General features: G+C 41.8%; 2 protein-coding genes and 1 pseudogene. All 3 read right to left on the reverse strand.

The features are described 5' to 3' along the window. On the reverse strand, nucleotides 1-339 hold a 339-nt coding region (locus UF75_RS25180), incomplete at its 3' end, for a DUF444 family protein (protein WP_045577262.1). An 18-nt stretch (nucleotides 340-357) separates the two neighbouring features. After that, a complete protein-coding gene (locus UF75_RS25185; protein ID WP_045577263.1) occupies nucleotides 358-2259 on the reverse strand; it encodes a PrkA family serine protein kinase in 1902 nt (633 codons plus the stop codon). 128 nt (nucleotides 2260-2387) lie between these two features. Continuing rightward, nucleotides 2388-2936, reverse strand: a pseudogene (locus tag UF75_RS25190) (type I glutamate--ammonia ligase); the annotation flags it as partial.

Consider the following 2936-nt stretch of genomic DNA (forward strand, 5'->3'; position numbering starts at 1 on the left):
GATATCTTGACCCGGAGCCTCGCCCGCCCCACTGCCGGATCCGCCTTTGCCATTGCCTTGTTCTCTCCCCAAGATTTCACCGGGGACCATTTTCTTAGTCCCTTGTCCGGTGTGATTTCGTTTATTGTAATCAAAGCGAAATCGAAATTCTTCAAGGGAACGCATAGGAATCTTGGTATTTTTCTTACCATCAGATAAGATGATACTTTCATCAACAATTAAATCACCCAACTGATGCTTAATAATTTCATCCACTTTTTCTTTATGCCTTGTTTGGTCTAGATACCCTTTGCGATGCAGACTCCAGTCGTCACGACTCACAATGATCTCATCAGACACGCTAATCCCCCTTCCTCTTTAGCGGTTAAGGAGGGCCCCCACATACTTCACGATCTCATTGGCACAGATCGGACAATAGCCATGCTCTTTTACCAGTCGATCCATGACATTGTTAATTCGCCGCAATTGCTCATGATCTGGATGAGTGACAGAGGTTGTAATTTTTACAATATCCTTTAAATCGGCAAATAATTTCTTTTCAATCGCTTCTTTCAGACGCTCATGTGACTCATAGGCAAATGTTTTTCCTTTTCGTGCATACATCGATATCCGAATGAGAATTTCTTCTCTAAACGTCTTTTTGGCATTTTCTGAAACCCCAATTTGTTCCTCAATACTGCGCATGAGTTGTTCATCAGGGGCTAATTCTTCGCCAGTAATCGGGTCATATAATTTTGTGGAATTACAAAACCCTTCGACATTATCTAGATAATTATTCAAAAGTGCTTTCGCTGATTCTTCATACGCATAAACAAACGCTTTCTGGACCTCTTTTTTAGCCATTTCGTCATATTCTCGGCGAGCAACCGAGATTAGATTGAGAAGATTTTCTTTTTCTTCTTTCAAAATAGAAGTATGCTGGGATAGTCCATCCTTTAAGGCCCTTAAAATATCCAGCGCGTTGATACAAGCATGCTCATCCCGAATCAAGGCAGTCGAAATACGGTTAATCACATACCGTGGATCAACTCCACTCATACCTTCTCCTTGTTCTTCTCCTTCCATAGCCAGCTCTTTAATATCCTTCTGATTAAACCCTTCCACATCTTCCCCGTCATAGATTCTCATCTTCTTGACAAGATCCATCCCTTGTTTCTTCGAAGGTTTCAAGCGAGAAAGCACGCTGAAAACTGAGGTTGCCCAAAGGCTATGAGGTGCCAAATGCACATTTCGAATATCACTTTGACTAATTAACTTCTCGTATATTTTAATTTCATCACTGACACGGAGATTATAAGGAATATGCATGACAATAATTCTTGACTGAAGGGCTTCATTTTTTTTGTTGCTAATAAAGGCACGATATTCATTTTCGTTAGTATGGGCAATGACCAGCTCATCCGCTGAAATGAGTGCAAAGCGACCAGCTTTAAAATTTCCTTCTTGAGAAAGACTTAGAAGATTCCAGAGGAACTTTTCATCCGATTTTAACATTTCCTGGAATTCCATTAGGCCCCTGTTTGCTTTATTAAGTTCTCCATCAAAACGATAAGCCCGTGGATCGGATTCAGATCCATATTCAGTAATCGACGAAAAATCTATGCTTCCTGTTAAGTCGGCAATATCTTGCGATTTAGGGTCTGAAGGAGTAAACGTACCCACTCCAACCCGCTGTTCTTCAGAGAAGAGAACTCTTTTGATTGGAAAGCTTTCAACCTCACCACTAAATTCTTCATCTAACCGCAGACGACAAACTGGGCAAAGATTTCCTTCGATACGTATCCCATACTTCTCCTCAAATTGTGGACGTAATGAAACTGGTAAGAGATGCAGAGGGTCCTCATGCATGGGGCAGCCTTCAATAGCATAAACCGCTCCTTCCTCGGTTCTCGTAAACTCTTCAAGCCCTCGCTTCAATAAGCTTACAATCGTCGATTTTCCACCACTCACGGGTCCCATTAATAATAATATACGTTTACGAACATCTAAACGTTTAGCAGCACTGTGAAAATACTCTTCGATAAGGCGTTCTAACGTTCTATCCAACCCAAATAATTCTTTATCAAAGAACTTGTATTTTTTCTGATCTCCAATTGTCTCCACCCCAGCAGCCTTGATCATAGCATAGATTCGAGCATGGGCATGCAACGCCAAATTAGTGTTTTCTGTAACCATCTGCAAATAGTCTGCAAACTTACCACTCCAAGCTAGAGCAGCCTCTCCTTCACGATATTCTCGTAACCACTTGATGACTTCCATGGTAACCCTCCCTTCTCTAACAACCAGCGAGACCTCTGGATATAGTTATGTATATGCCATCTTAGAGAAGATAAGTCACTCTTGATTTTGTATAATAAAAAGAGCCTAGCGAACTAGACCCTTATCCTTTAATATAATGCTAAATATCTATCCAGTTCCCATTGGGTGACTGTCACTATGAAACTATCCCATTCTTCAGTCTTTGCTTCAACGAAGCGATCATAGATATGATGACCAAGCGCTTCACGGATGACAGGGGCTTTAGCTAATTCATCTAAGGCATCTTTTAGGTTGCTTGGAAGAGAGTCTATCCCTAGTTTTTCTCGTTCTTCGGAGGTCATGGCGTAGATATTCAAGTCAACTGCTGACGGGGGAGAAAGCTTATTTTTAATTCCGTCAAGCCCAGCTTTAAGCTGGACTGCTAAGGCTAAGTATGGATTACACGAAGGATCAGGGCTCCTTAATTCAATCCGGGTCGAAGAACTTCTTTTGGCCGGTATTCTAATCAGCGGACTCCGATTACGGCCTGACCATGCTATGTAACAGGGGGCTTCATAACCCGGAACAAGGCGTTTGTATGAATTGACGGTTGGATTCGTGATGGCTGTAAACGAACGAGCATGTTTCATGAGCCCTGCGATATAATGATAAGCGATTTCAGAAATTTCCATGGGTCC

The sequence above is a fragment of the Desulfosporosinus sp. I2 genome, assembly GCF_000960765.1.
GTDB lineage: Bacteria > Bacillota > Desulfitobacteriia > Desulfitobacteriales > Desulfitobacteriaceae > Desulfosporosinus.